The organism is Meridianimarinicoccus roseus, from assembly GCF_003172915.1.
Lineage (GTDB): Bacteria > Pseudomonadota > Alphaproteobacteria > Rhodobacterales > Rhodobacteraceae > Meridianimarinicoccus > Meridianimarinicoccus roseus.
The window spans coordinates 82,394-96,524 of sequence record NZ_QGKU01000034.1 but is presented as its reverse complement, the minus strand read 5'-3'; the positions used below and the strand labels follow the sequence as shown (position 1 = coordinate 96,524).

Below are 14,131 nucleotides of genomic sequence, written 5' to 3'. Positions count from 1 at the left end.
AGCGCAGCGCGCGGCCGGCGGTGACGCTGGCGGCCATCGCCGGTCTTCGGAGAAGGTTCGGGTTGCGAAACCTGGAACCGAACCGGAGACGACGATGACCGACGATAGAATGACCCTGATGGAGCTGGTGGAGAAGTCCGCCGACGAGGATCTCGTCCGCGACATGCTCGCCTATGCCGCCGAGCGGCTGATGGAGATGGAGGTCGAGGCTGCGACGGGCGCGCCAAAAGGAACGCGCACACCGGCGCGCACCACGCAGCGCAATGGATACCGCGAGAGAGGCTGGGAGACCCGCGCCGGCCGGATCGACCTGGCGATCCCGAAGCTGCGCAAGGGCAGCTACTTCCCGAGCTTTCTCGAACCGCGCAGGACGGCGGAGAAGGCCCTCGTGGCCGTCATCCAGGAAGCCTATGTGCACGGCGTCTCGACGCGCGCCGTGGACGATCTGGTGCGTGCCATGGGCGGGAGTGGCGTGTCTAAGAGCCAGGTGAGTCGGCTCTGCGCCGAGATCGACGAGCGCGTGCTGGCATTCCTCACCCGGCCTCTCGAGGGCGCCTGGCCCTATCTCTGGCTCGATGCAACCTACATCCGGGTGCGCGAGAACGGCCGGATCATCAGCCGTGCCGTAATAATCGCGGTGGCGGTCAACGGGGACGGCCGACGCGAGGTGCTCGGCGTCGCCACCGGCCCCTCCGAGGCGGAGACGTTCTGGACTGGCTTCCTGCGCTCTCTCGCCGATCGCGGCCTGCGCGGCGTGAAGCTCGTCGTGGCCGACGATCACAAGGGGCTCAGGGCCGCAGCCCGCCGAGTGTTCGATGCGACCCACCAACGGTGTCGCGTGCACTGGCTCAGAAACGCGCTCGCCCATGCCCCGGCCAAGAGCCGCACCGCCGTGGCCGCAATGCTCAAGACGATCTTCGCCCAGGAGACCAAGGCCGAGGCGGAGACCCAGTGGGACGCCATCGCCGACGCCCTCCGTGAGAAGAATGACCGGCTCGGCGCCATGATGGACGCCTCCCGCGACGACGTGCTCGCCTACATGGACTTCCCCAGGGAGCACTGGGCGCAGATCAGCTCGACCAACCCGCTTGAGCGCGTCAACAAGGAGATCAAGCGCCGTTCCAATGTCGTCGGGATCTTTCCGAACGACGCGGCCATCATCCGTCTGGTCGGCGCGCTGATGATCGAAACCAACGACGAGTGGGCCGTCGCGCGCCGTTACATGGGGCTGGAGTCGCTGGCCCGCATCACCGATACTCACAACGTCAGACTGCCCGCCGTGGCGACCTGACCAACTCGAGCCTCTCCGAAGGCCGGCCCTCTTACACCACGCCGCGGGGCACTACCCGCACGCTTAGATTGAATCTTGAAGGGCCAATGGCAACTGGCACCCATTCGTTTCGATCACGTTAGTAGCGCAAAGGTTGAATAAATACACCTATAAATTGAAATATTAACCAATCGAAGCAGCACTGCCCGCAAGTGGTAAAATTCGACTTAACAAGATGGCCAATTGGAAGTATTTCACGACGAAGTGATGTTGGGACCTCCGAAAGTATACCTCCGTCCCCGGTATTTATACGGGCACGGCGCTCAAGTAATTTCGGTCAGCAAGGCGGGGAAAAGCCATGACAGGGACAACGGTATTTGAAGCCGAACACATGTATCGCGCAGGCGGCTTTGCCGTCGTGCACGGAACGGAAGCTTCCGGGGGCAAACTGGCGAAGCTGGCCTGCGGATCGGTCGGAAGCCTTTACGACACCTATTACGGTCCTGCCGGTACGTTCGATCTGACCGTTCATGCCCAGGACGAGATGGACGGTTGCTCTACCATCGACGTCTATGTTGACGGCCGGAAAGTGGGAAGCGTCCGTCTGGATCAGCCCAGCAACGAAGTGGGCAGCGACCATGGCGGCTTCGATGCGTTCACGCTCACAAATCTCGACATTCCCTCGGGAGCCTGCATCGAGTTGCGCGCCATGCGGGATGGCGGCGAATACGTTCGCATCGACAAGATCACGATGGAGCCGTCCGCTGACCCCGACGACGCGCCCGGATCTTGCGGCGCGGGTACGGTCACGCTGATCGACGAGAACTTCGACCATGGCGGCATCCACGATATCGACGCGATCAAGCGCGACGGCAACTGGAAGGTGAACTGCGATGCGCTGTTCACCAACGGCTGCAATGACGGCGTGCTGAAATTCGCGCCGGTGGAACTGTCCGGCCAGACCGAGGCCGCGCTGAGCTTCAGGATCAAGACCCCCTGCATCGACCCGTTCGAAACCTCCGACTACCTCAAGATCGTCCTGGTGGTCGACGGCGAACCGACCGTGCTGGATGTGTTCCGCCGTGACGGGCACGAGTTCAAGGGCTCGGTCAGCGGCATGACATTCGGTGAGCACTACACCGACCTGAGCTATGCGATGATCGACCTGCCGGAAGGTGCGCAGTCGGTGACGCTGAAGTTCATCAGCAGCATCAGCGCCAGAAACGAGATCATCAAGATCGACGACGTGAAGCTGACGGCAACAGGCGATGCCTGCGACGACTGCCCCGAGGGCTTCACCAAGATCAGCTTCGACGACTTGCCGCGCGGCACGGTCGTGTCGGACCAGTATGAAGGCGTGACCATCACCGCGATCGCCAATGGCTTCAACAAGAACAACGTGTTCGTCATCGAAGCGGAGGATTTCGACCACCTCGACGGCGTGCATGTGGAACATAACTGGGCAGCGTCCGGGAATGCCCACGTGAAGGCCGGCTCGCACGGATCGATCTCCACCACGTTCACGGGCGATAGCGACACCTACAAGATCGCCATCGACGTGCAGGACGAGTGCGACGGCAAGGGCATCGTCGAGGTGCTGGTGAACGGCTCGGTCGTCGGTACCTTCGAGGTGCGCGGCAAGGAAGGCGAAAGCGGCTGGACTTCCGGGCGCGACTGGGGCGGCAAGTTCTCGACCTTCACGCTCCCGAACGCGATCGACATCGCAAGCGGCGACACCGTCAAGATCGTCTATCGCGATCCCAACGGCGGTGAACTGGGCCGGATCGACAAGGTCAGCTTCATCGATCAGACCCCTGACAACGCTGCGATGATCTTCGACACGGACAATATCAGCGGTGGCGATCACGACCTCGCCGTCGGCGACGGAAACGTGCTGATCATCTCGGAAGACGGCGACAGTTCGGACCCTGACGACAACGCCAAGGGCGGCAGCGTCTGCTTCGATTTCGACAACCCGGTGGATGTTGCGTCCATCGTCGTGATCGACACCGAGGAAGGCGGCAAGATCAACGCCTATGACGCCGATGGCAACCTGATCGGGACGGTCGATGTTCCGCATCTGCAGGACAACACCAAGGCGACCGTTGACCTCGACTTCGAGGGCGTCGCCAAGCTTGAGGTCGTTCTCAACGGATCGGGCGCGGTGGACGATCTTTGCTACGACAAGGACGGGCCGAACGGCGGAAACGATCCGATGAATGCTTCCATCGCGGGGCGGTATTTCTGCGACGATAATTTCAGTAATACGGATACTGCGGGCGATCCGGCCGTGGTCGGCGCGCTGGTCGAACTTCTGGACGCAGCGGGCAATGTGATCGCGACGCAGCGCACCGGTGACGACGGCGAATACCTGTTCGAAGGGCTCGCAGCGGGTGACTATTCCGTCCGCTTCGCGGCGGACCCGGACGGCGACGGCAAGATCTTCGTCACGCAGAATGCAGGCATTGACGATACCATCGACAGCGACGTGGACACGGTGACCGGCACCACCGGAACCATCACGCTGGCCGCCGGCGAAGCCTCTACCGACAACGATGCGGGCATCGTCGATCCGCGCACCGCGCAGCTTGGTGACACGCTGTTCGTGGACGCGAACCGCGACGGTCGCCAGAACGATGCGGCGAACGCGGTGGCCGCGGGGGTCACGGTGTCGCTTCTGGACGCCAGCCTGAACGTCATCGACACGACGGTGACCGGCATCGATGGAACCTACCTGTTCGATGGCCTTGCCAAAGGCACCTACTATGTCGATTTCGACGATGTGGCAGGCTTCGATTTCACCACCGCCTTCGTCGGTGATACCGCAGGCGATAGCAACGTCGATGCGGCCGGGCTGAGCGACGAAATCACACTGGCCATCGGCGAGAGCAACCTGACCATCGATGCGGGACTCGTGCGGGAAAACACCGCGCCGGACGCGGTGGATGACAACGGCAAGGTCTGCGCCAACGAACTGCTGGCCATCGACGTGCTGGCCAATGACAGCGATCCGGAAAACGATCCGCTGGCCGTGACCCAGCTTGCCGGACAAAGCATTGCCGACGGCGAGACGATCAGCATCGACGGCACCGCGACCGTGAATGGATCGTCCTTCGCCTTCACCGGTCTGCAGGCGACGCTGACCGGCGGCGTTGTCACCTTCGACGGCGAAAGCGCCTTTGAAGGTCTCGACATCGGCGAAGAGGCAACCGTCACGCTCAGCTACACCATCGACGACGGTGAGGCTGGCAGCGCGTCCGCCGATATCGATCTGACCTTCTGCGGCGTGGCCGAAACGATCGAGGAACTTGCGGCATCGCTTCCCGCCGGGCTGATCGGGTACTCGATCATCAACAACTACGCCTCGGGCAACAGTGCCGAAAGCTACGACATCGTGTTCTCCGGGACGGGCGATGCGCGGTTCGATGGGCTTACGGTGACGGATGCCTACTGCGCCTCGGCTCTTGAGGCGACAGAGGTCTTCCCGACAGTGCTGAGCGGCGAGTTGAAGCCGTTGACCGCCGCAGTCGCGGGTGAACTGTTCGGCACCGGCCAGAACGGTGAGGCGGCGGGCGACAACCTCGACCTCATTTCCTGGATCATCAATCAGGACTTCGAGGGCCAGACATCCGGCGCGGGCGGCACGTTCACGCAGGCAGATATCCAGTCGGCAATCTGGGGTCTTACGGACAACTTCCTGTTCAACACGGGCGGCAACAACGCGCGGGCTTTGGAAATCTACGATGCCGCGATCAACGCTCCGGACAGCGAAGGGTTCGTCAGCGGGCCGGGCGGCAAAGCCGTGTTCTATCTTGATCCGGTCGGTGATGTACCTGACCGCGAACAGCCCTTCATCTTCGCCGTGGAGTTCGACGACTACGATTGCCTCTGCTGATCCTTCGTCCTGACCCGCCTCCAGCATGATTGGCGGCGGGTCTGGCCATGACGAACAGACAGCCATCAGAAATGCCGCGCCATTTTTTGTGTTAACGGTCGGATCGCGCGGGGTTCCGGCCAAACCCGGGAACTTACAATGAAAAAAGTGCTTACCATTGCCGCCATCACGGTGATCGCCTCTGCTTCCGGCGCACTGGCATCGACCTGCCCGCCGATCTGCCCGACCGTGCCCGAGATCGATGCCGCTGCTGGTGTCGCCGCTCTGGCCGCCGTCGGTGCAGGCGTCGCGCTGCTGCGCGAGCGCTTCAAGCGCTGATCGGTTGCCCACGATCTGGCCGGGGGCCTTGTTCGGCCCCCGGTCATCTTTTTGTTGCTTTAAAGTTTTTCCGTTGTGCCGGGAGGTTTGAGAATCGCCATGTTGCAGGCTGATGTAGAGCCCAATCGACACCGCAGCCTATTGCGCCCGGACCTTGTTCTGCTGGCATTGGTGCTTGGCGGAATGCTGTTCGCCGCCGCCCTGACCTACAAGCACGATTTTGTTTTCGTGTGCCGCGCGTCCTTTCCCGCACCGCTCTGTGCTGCATTGTCCGGCGCGGTTCCGCGGGTGTTGGCCGTAATCGGCGTGCTGTGCATGGCCTCAATGATCCGGCCGGATGCGCTGCATGCCACGCTGCGCGCGATGCGCCCCGTCCTCGACTGGCGCGGTCTCGGGGTCCTCGCCGCGGGCTGCGCGATGATCTTCGCGCCTTGGGTTCTACACCATGTCGCTTCGCCGGATGGCGTCGCCCCCGCTGCATATCTCGCGCTTTGGCTTGGCGGCATGGCCCTTGCCGGGGTCGGACTTCTGGGCGCACTCTTCACTTCCGATACGCTGCGCGCGGCAGCACGCCCGACTGTTCTGCCGGTTGCCGGACTGGTGGCGTTCGGCCTTGTGTTGCCCGAGATCGCCTTGGCGTTCCAGCCGGTCTGGCGCATGCCGTGGCTGGCTGACCTGACCTTCGAAACGGTCCTCATCCTTCTTGGTGCCCTCGGTCAATCGGTCATCTCGGACGCGCCGACCAAGATGATAGGCATCGACGATTTCGGCGTCTTGGTCGGCCCGCAATGCAGCGGTGTCGAGGGTCTGGCGCTGATTACGGTGTTCCTGTCGACCTACATCTTTCTGTTCCGCGACAAGCTGCATCTTGGCCGTGCCCTGCTGCTGTTTCCCATCGGCCTGCTGGCAAGCTGGACCCTGAACACGGTTCGCATCGCCGTCCTGCTGCTGATCGGGCGCTACGTCTCGCCCGATCTCGCGGTCGAGGGGTTCCACAGCCACGCTGGCTGGCTCATGTTCATGGCCTTGTCGGTCGGGCTCGCGGTCGGCGCACACCAGGTCCGCTGGTTGCAGCGCGACGGAGTCGCAACAGCCGCGCGGCCGCGGCGTGACGGGCACACCCCCTTCTTCCGCGATCCGGTGACCTTGCTGATCCTGCCTTTCGCGGTGTTCATGGCGTCTTCCACCTTCACGGCCGCGCTGAGCGAAACACCTGCCCTGCTCTATCCGGTGCGTATGGCCGCCGTGGCCCTGCTGCTGGGTCTTGGCTGGTCGGTGCTGCGGGCGCTGCCGTGGCGGCTCGACCCGCTGGCGGTGGCCACGGGGGCGGCCTGCGGTGTGCTGTGGATCGTGACCGCGCCTGCGGCGAGCGCGGGGGACGCGCTGCTGGCCGCGCGGCTGGCCGAACTGCCTGCGCTGCTTCTGGCGGGCTGGGTCGCGGTGCGGCTGCTTGGCACATCGCTGATCGTCCCGCTGGTAGAAGAGCTTTTCTTTCGCGGCTACATTCTCGCGCGACTGGACCGCGGCGGACTGGCCTGGCGTCTGGTGGCGCTTGCAGTGTCCACCGCGCTGTTCGCCGCCATGCACGACCGTCAGATCGCCGGGGCGCTTGCCGGGCTTCTGTTCGGACTTCTATACCTGAGGCGCGGCAACCTCACGGACGCCATCCTGTCCCATGCGGCGGCCAACGCCGTGATCGCCGGATGGGCACTGACACAGGGCGATTTCAGCGTCATCTGACACTGCTCGTGCGGCCAGTTGCGGTTCATTCATGGAAACCGTTTCGCAATGGACGTCAGGACGACGCGGACCTAGCGTGTCGGCATGACGACACCCGGTTCCATCGATGGTCGTGCCGCCTGGGCACGACTTTGCATCACCCTTGCGGTTGCTGCCGTGGGCAATGTCGGCATGTGGTCGATCATCGTGATCCTGCCCGCGGTTCAGGCGGAATTCGGCATCGACAGGGCCGGAGCCGCCCTGCCCTACACCCTGACGATGATAGGGTTCGCACTCGGTAACCTGGTTATCGGCCGCGCAGTGGACCGGTTCGGGATCACCAAAGGGCTCATCGGCGCGGCGCTGCTGATCGCGGCCAGCTACATCCTCGCCGCAATCAGCCCAACTGTGACGATGCTGACCATCGCGCAGGCGCTGATCGGTTTCGGGACCGCCGCTAGTTTCGGACCGCTGATCGCCGACATATCGCACTGGTTCCAGCGGCGGCGCGGCATCGCGGTCGCCATCGCGGCCAGCGGAAACTACCTGTCCGGCGCGATCTGGCCTCTGCTGCTGAGCGGCATCCTTCAAGACAGTGGATGGCGTGCGGTCTATGTCATTCTGGCCGTGTGCATGCTGGCGCTGATCGTGCCGCTGGCCCTGATGCTGCGTGCGTCGCCGCCCCTCGCGGCCTCAACGGCCCGACCAGGGCCGCCCGGCACGCCGGTCAGGCGGATAAACTTATCGCCCCGCGCGCTGCAGGCACTTCTGGGGCTCGCCGGGCTTGGCTGCTGTGTGGCGATGTCGATGCCGCAAGTGCATATCGTGGCCTATTGCGTGGATCTTGGCTATGGGCCAGCAGTTGGCGCGCAGATGCTGTCGGTGATGCTCATGGCGGGGGTCGCATCGCGGCTGGTCTCGGGGCTGGTGGCCGACCGGCTTGGCGGCGTGGTGACCCTGCTGATCGGCTCCACACTGCAAGCGCTGGCCTTGATGCTCTACCTGCCCGCTGGCGGGCTGGTTTCGCTCTATATGGTCAGTCTCGTCTTCGGGCTTTCGCAGGGCGGGATCATACCAAGCTACGCTCTGATCGTGCGCGAATACCTGCCCGCCCGCGAAGCCGGAGCGCGGGTCGGCTTCGTCATTATGGCCACGATCCTTGGGATGGCGCTTGGCGGCTGGCTCACAGGGCTGATCTACGATCTGAGCGGCTCCTACCGATTGGCTTTCATCAACGGCATCGCGTGGAACGGCATGAATATTGCTATCATGGCGCTGATACTGCTGCGAACCCCGAATGGGCCTTGGCGGCGCAACACATCCGTAACGACCGCGCTGTAGGCCAAGGGCCAGGGCCGGGTGAAGGGCAGACAGGGACGTTCGCATGCGCAATCCGGAAGACCGCAGGTCAGCGATCGGGTCAGGATTGCGTATCGGGGCCGCAGCCGCTGCGCTTAGCCTGCTTGCGGCCTGCCAGCCCGGCTCGGAAAGTGCGGCTACCGATCCCGACACGCAGCCCGCGCCGACCGTCCCCGAAGCGCCGCCGCGCACCAGCCCCCTCGCATCGGCGTTCTACGTCACGGAGTTTTCCCCTGCCGATGTGCGCGCGGCACGCGAAGCGGCGCGCTTTGCCATACAGACCCTCAGTGTCGATTACAGTTTCACAGGCAATCCGCTGCTCACTGGGGTCACGATCCTGCAAAACGCGTTCGAGGCCGCACGCGTCGAATACGCCCACTCGGTCGGGCTGACCGGCGCAGGCCAGATCGTCGCGATCAACGACTCGACCGTTGATTTCGGCCATGTGGAGTTCGCGGGCAAGCGCTTGAGTGTGTCCGGCGACCCCACCACCGACGTCCTGCATGGAACGGCCGTCGCGTCCGTCCTGCTGGGCACAGCGGAGGCGGGCGAGATGATGGGCGTCGCGCCAGGGGCGGAACTGCATGTCGGACAACTCGACTTCACAACAGGCGTCACCTTTCGCGCGATCGCCGAAAGGTTCGACGCGGCCCGCAACATCGGCGCGATCGCCAGTTCCAACAGCTGGAACCTTGTCGGCCGAACCTATGCCGCGAGCGACTATACGCGTTACCTGACGGGCGACCGAGCCGTGCTGCTGGCAGCCCTGCGCAACTTTGCCCAGTCCGGCGTGATCGTCTTCGGCGTTCAGAACGATTTCGCCGCGACAAGCGTCAATGAACTGAACGGCCTGCCCATCGCATTTCCGGACCTGCAGCCCAGCTGGATCGCGGGCATGAGCGCCGTGCCCTATATGCAGGACGGCAGGATCCTGTCGGCACAGCGCCAATCCGCCCCCTGCAACGAAGCCGCACCGTTCTGTCTTGCGGCCAACGGCACGGTCTGGGCGGCGAACGCGGCGCGCGGCCAAACCGGTTATTCGGTGTTTTCGGGTACGTCTTTCGTTGCACCACAGATCGCGGGTGCCATCGCGATCCTGGCCGAGGCTTTTCCACACCTCACCGCGCAGCAGTTGCGCGACCGGCTTCTTGTCACGGCGGACAACAGCTGGTTCACGCCGGAAGCCTGGGTCGAGTTCGAAGAAGGTCTTGTCCACGGCTACAATTCAGAGTTCGGCCACGGCTTCATCGACCTGCGTGCCGCCTTGCTGCCGATCGGACAGGTCGCCGTCCCGCTGGAAGGCGCGGCCGCGCAGCCGATAACCGTCCCGATCGTTGTGTCGGGCGGGGCCAGCGGCGATGCCATCACGCGCGCACTGGCGGCGCAGGGCATCATGGTGACAGACACGCTCGGCGGCGCGTTCACCGCCCCGGCGGCCGGCCTGACCGCGCAGCTACCCCGGATCGAGGATACGGCCGACCAGTTGTACCGCGCGATGGAACTTGACCAGCAAGCTGCCCTTGTGGCGCGCCATGCGGCACTGTCCGGTGCCGCATCCGCGCTGGTCCCGGGCGCGGCAGAACTGATGCCCGCCCATTCCGGTGCGGCGGATTTCGCACAACTTGATCCGGTAGACATTCCCTTCGCCCTCGCGGGCGACGGGCCGAACGCAGCAACGCGATCCGGCTGGGTGATGCGGGCCTATGCGCCGCGCAGCGACGATGACAGTGCGTCAACTGGACTAGCGCTGCTGCATCGGCGCGACACCGGGCCGGTCGGACTGGAATTCGGGCTGGAGATGACGCGCGCCGAAGGGTCGATGCTCGGAATCTACGTGCCGGGCGCGGTCGAACAGATGCACACCGACACCCTGTCGGTCGGGGCCGGGCTGGGCTGGCGCGTCACACCGAACCTTGGCCTTCGCGCCCGCGCCGAATGGGGCATCGCGGACGGCCCTGGCGCCGGTGTGATAGACGACTTCGACGCAGTCCGCTTCACTACCTACGAGATCGGCCTGGACACGCGCGGGCTGCTCGCGCGCGACGACGCACTGAGCCTGTCGCTGCGGGCGCCTCTCGCCATCGCCTCTGGCACGGCGGACCTGCGGCTTGCGACGGGAATCGCGCCGGGCGGCGCAGTGAGCTTCGGCACTGTGCCGGTGGGCCTTGCGCCGGAAGACCGCCAGATCGACCTTGCGGTGGATTATCTTGCGCCCCTCGGGGCGGCGACGAGCTTAGGGTTCGGGCTGCGCCATTCCTGGAACCACGGGCACATCGCTGGCGAAACCGCGCTGAACGCGGTCGCCGTGCTTCAGCACCGCTTTTGAATACTCTTTATTTTTAAACAGTGCGCTGCAGGCCTATTTGAACGCGAAAAATGGCGCCTAAGCCATTGATGCTCTGCATTATGAAAATTCTTGCAAAGTCTGCAAACCCCCGCCGCGATGCGTGTAGCGCACGTTACAGACCGTCAATCACTGCCCCGAAGAGGGCCGCTGTGTCCTCCCAAGTCGGCAGTTCGGCACCGCACCGCGCTGCAGCGGCGGCGCGGGTCGCCCGAAGGTCCATGTCTTCCAGGAGTGCGCGTAGCGCCGCGGCGAAGGCGGCCGGATCGTCCGGCGGCACCAGCGTGCCGGCGTCCGGTGGAACCGTTCCCGGAACCGCACCCGCGCGGCACGACACGATGGGCAGCCCGTTGACCAGCGCTTCGGCGAACACCATTCCGTAGCCTTCATACCGGGTCGCCAGCGCAAACAGCGAAGCCTGACGGTACAGAGCGTCAAGCGCGGTCTGATCCAGTTCGCCCGCGAACCGCACCCGCTCGGCAAGCCCAAGCCGGTCTGACAGCGCGCGTAGCGCGTCGCCCTCGGCCGGGTCATGCGCCCGTCCCACGATAACCGCGCGCCAGTCCAGATCCTTCAGCGTCACCAGCGCCTGCAGAAGCACATCGTGCCCCTTGCGCGGCGCAAGCGAGCCGACCGTCAGGATCAGCGGGGGCGTCGCCGGGCGCGGGGACTGGTCCGGTCTGTCGATGCCCGGACGCGCGACGGTGATCCGGTCGCGCGGCACCCCGTAGTCGCGGGCAAGCACGTCGCCGGTGTGGGGGCTTGGCACGATCACGTGCGCGGCGCGGGCAAGGTTGGCGGCCTCGGTCCGGGCAAGGCGTTCCGCTTGCGCCGCGCTCAGTCCGGTTTCCAGCGCAAGCGGATGATGCACCAACCCGACCAGCGGTGCGCGAAGGTCTGCCACAGCGCCCGGGTCAATCGCACCAAGTGCGAGCCCGTCGATGATGACGGGTCTGTCCGGCCCGAGCGCGCGCAGCATTTCGCCGGCCTTTTTCATTGATCCTGCGTCCGGCAGGGGAAATCCGTCCGGCAGACGCAAGGCCGTGACGTCCCGTCCCTGCGCCCTGAGCGCGGCCAGCACCCGCGCGTCGTAGATATACCCGCCCGTGCGGGTTTCGGGGTCGCCTGGCACAGCGAAAACGGCGTTTCGAACGGACATGAGGGGGCCTCCGGAGGAACGGTTACACGGGATTGTGATGCAATATCGGGCAATTGCGACAGTCGTTAGCGAAAATTGGCGGGTTCTTGCCGATTGCTCCGCCCAAAAGGCGCCATCACCCCGCAAGATAGCGCGATCGTCATGATGGGGCGGTTGCTTTTGATGCACAGTGCGGCACATGCAAGCCATGCAGGCGTGCCCGAATAGCGCGAAAGGCGCAGCGCCGTGCGACAGACCTATGAAGGACCGAAGTGACCATGCCTGTCGATGCCGTGACCTTGAACCCCGATCTGCCGACCGCAGACGCATCCGAAAAACGGGGTCTGCCGGTCCGCGCCCGGCGCGCGATGATGACCGCGCTTGTGGGGTTCACCTGCGCCGCGCTGATGGGCGGGATGCTGTGGATCATGCAGTATGAAGGCATTACCACCGCTGAATGGGCGATGCTCGTGCCCTTCGCCCTTACTCTGCCATGGCTTGCTATCGGGTTCTGGAACGCGGTGCTTGGTCTGGCACTGACCCTGCGACACGACGATCCGGCGGGCCATGTCACGCCGCAATTGCGCCGCGTTTCCGGTAACGAACCGATCGTGACCCGCACGGCCATCGTCATGGCGATCCGCAACGAAAGTGCGGAGGGTGCGTTGCACCGTTTCGAGACCGTGCAACGGGACCTGTCCCACAGCCCATGGGCGCCGCGGTTCGATTTCCACGTTCTGAGCGACAGTTCCGACCCGGCGATCTGCGCGCGTGAGGAACGGATCGTGGCCGACTGGCAGGCGCGCGCGCCTGGGGTGGCGATCCGCTATCGCCGCCGGTCGAACAACGCGGGCTTCAAGGCCGGCAACATCGCAGAATTCGTGCGGCGGTGCCGGGACGGATACGATTATTTCCTGCCGCTGGACGCTGACAGCGTCATGGGAGCGCAAGCCGTTCTGCGCCTTGTGCGTGTGATGCAGACCAGTCCGGAAGTCGGGATGCTTCAGGGCCTCGTGGTAGGTACGCCGTCCCGCACGCTGTTCACCCGCGCCTTCCAGTTCGGCATGCGCCACGGGATGCGCTCCTTCACGCTGGGAAGCGCATGGTGGCAGGCCGACTGCGGGCCGAACTGGGGACACAACATCCTGATCCGCATGGCGCCGTTCCACGATCATTGCCTGCTGGAGCCAATCGCGGGACGCGGCCCGCTTGCGGGTGACATCATGAGCCACGACCAGGTGGAGGCGGTGCTGATGCGCCGCGCCGGACTTGAAACACGTGTCGTGGCCGAAGAGGACGAGAGCTTCGAAGACAACCCGCCGTCGCTGCCTGACTTCATCAAGCGCGAATTGCGCTGGTGCAACGGCAATATGCAATATCTTCGCCTTCTGCACACTCCGGGCCTGCTTCCGCTCAGCCGGGTGCAACTGGCCTTGGCAATCCTGATGTATGTCAGCCCCGCCGCATGGTTCGCCTTCATCCTGATGGGCGCGGCGCTGGCCGGGACCGGAACGCAACTGTCGGGCGTGCCGCTGGCCGAAGGCCTGTCGCTGTTCGCGGTGATCATGACACTAAGCCTTGCCCCGAAGCTGATGGGACTGGTGCAAGTCTTGTGCAGCGGGGTACAGGCGCGCCGCTATGGTGGAAGGTCGCGCGTTCTGGCCGGGGGGCTGACCGAAGCCGCGTTCTCGTTCCTCGTGGCGCCCGCGGTGGCTTTCGCAATCACGCTGGGCGTGCTGCGCCTGATGCTGGGCAGCCGGATGACCTGGGATGCGCAGGCCCGCGACCGCGACCGCCTGCGCTGGGGCGAAGCGGCACGGTCACTGTGGCCGCAGACAATGGCCGGGGCCATGCTGACAGCGTATCTTGCGGCCGTCGCGCCCTGGTCCTTGTGGTTCGCGGCGCCCGTGCTGGCCGCACTGACCTTCGCCGTGCCGCTGGCCGTGCTGACCACCCTGCCCGCTCTTGGCACGCTGAGTTGCCGGATCGGACTGTTTGACCTGCCCGAGGAACGCAAAAGTCCCACAGCGCCGCCCACCCCGACACTTCGCGCGGCGGCCTGACATTTTTTCTGACCCCAAGGAGGAC

8 protein-coding genes are annotated in these 14,131 nt (G+C 64.7%); 7 read left to right on the top strand and 1 reads right to left on the bottom strand.

Features of this window, described 5'->3' with window-relative positions; genetic code table 11:
* Window positions 1-94: 94 nt before the first annotated feature.
* From DKT77_RS11500 to DKT77_RS11475, 6 genes are all read left to right on the top strand, one after another.
* Window positions 95-1,291, top strand: coding sequence for an IS256 family transposase (locus DKT77_RS11500; RefSeq protein ID WP_109809696.1), 1,197 nt, complete (start codon window positions 95-97; stop codon window positions 1,289-1,291).
* A gap of 337 nt (window positions 1,292-1,628) precedes the next feature.
* Window positions 1,629-5,165 (top strand): SdrD B-like domain-containing protein, encoded by a 3,537-nt coding sequence (locus DKT77_RS11495; RefSeq protein WP_109811857.1) that lies wholly within the window; start codon window positions 1,629-1,631, stop codon window positions 5,163-5,165.
* Between the two features lie 138 nt (window positions 5,166-5,303).
* Complete coding sequence (locus tag DKT77_RS11490) at window positions 5,304-5,483, top strand: VPEID-CTERM sorting domain-containing protein (RefSeq protein WP_109811856.1); 180 nt, start codon at window positions 5,304-5,306, stop codon at window positions 5,481-5,483.
* A 99-nt stretch (window positions 5,484-5,582) separates the two neighbouring features.
* Window positions 5,583-7,223 (top strand): exosortase E/protease, VPEID-CTERM system, encoded by a 1,641-nt coding sequence (gene xrtE / locus DKT77_RS11485; RefSeq protein WP_109811855.1) that lies wholly within the window; start codon window positions 5,583-5,585, stop codon window positions 7,221-7,223.
* Between the two features lie 84 nt (window positions 7,224-7,307).
* Entirely contained in the window at window positions 7,308-8,543 is a 1,236-nt protein-coding gene (locus DKT77_RS11480) for an MFS transporter (RefSeq protein WP_109811854.1), read from the top strand.
* Between the two features lie 43 nt (window positions 8,544-8,586).
* Entirely contained in the window at window positions 8,587-10,887 is a 2,301-nt protein-coding gene (locus DKT77_RS11475) for a S8 family peptidase (protein WP_109811853.1), read from the top strand.
* 133 nt (window positions 10,888-11,020) lie between these two features.
* Here the strand turns inward: DKT77_RS11475 and DKT77_RS11470 are convergent, their stop codons facing one another.
* The gene (locus DKT77_RS11470; protein WP_109811852.1) at window positions 11,021-12,064 is read right to left on the bottom strand and encodes a glycosyltransferase family 4 protein; all 1,044 of its coding nucleotides are present in this window, start codon (window positions 12,062-12,064) and stop codon (window positions 11,021-11,023) included.
* Between the two features lie 257 nt (window positions 12,065-12,321).
* Between DKT77_RS11470 and mdoH the strand changes: the two genes are divergently transcribed.
* A complete protein-coding gene (gene mdoH / locus DKT77_RS11465) occupies window positions 12,322-14,106 on the top strand; it encodes a glucans biosynthesis glucosyltransferase MdoH (protein ID WP_109811851.1) in 1,785 nt (594 codons plus the stop codon).
* Window positions 14,107-14,131 lie beyond the last annotated feature (25 nt).

Bases quoted from the DNA above. Each gene is read 5' to 3' on its own strand.
- DKT77_RS11500 (WP_109809696.1), top strand. From the start codon at position 95: ATGACCGACGATAGAATGACCCTGATGGAGCTGGTGGAGAAGTCCGCC.
- DKT77_RS11495 (WP_109811857.1), top strand. From the start codon at position 1,629: ATGACAGGGACAACGGTATTTGAAGCCGAACACATGTATCGCGCAGGC.
- DKT77_RS11490 (WP_109811856.1), top strand. From the start codon at position 5,304: ATGAAAAAAGTGCTTACCATTGCCGCCATCACGGTGATCGCCTCTGCT.
- xrtE (WP_109811855.1), top strand. From the start codon at position 5,583: ATGTTGCAGGCTGATGTAGAGCCCAATCGACACCGCAGCCTATTGCGC.
- DKT77_RS11480 (WP_109811854.1), top strand. From the start codon at position 7,308: ATGACGACACCCGGTTCCATCGATGGTCGTGCCGCCTGGGCACGACTT.
- DKT77_RS11475 (WP_109811853.1), top strand. From the start codon at position 8,587: ATGCGCAATCCGGAAGACCGCAGGTCAGCGATCGGGTCAGGATTGCGT.
- DKT77_RS11470 (WP_109811852.1), bottom strand. From the start codon at position 12,064: ATGTCCGTTCGAAACGCCGTTTTCGCTGTGCCAGGCGACCCCGAAACC.
- mdoH (WP_109811851.1), top strand. From the start codon at position 12,322: ATGCCTGTCGATGCCGTGACCTTGAACCCCGATCTGCCGACCGCAGAC.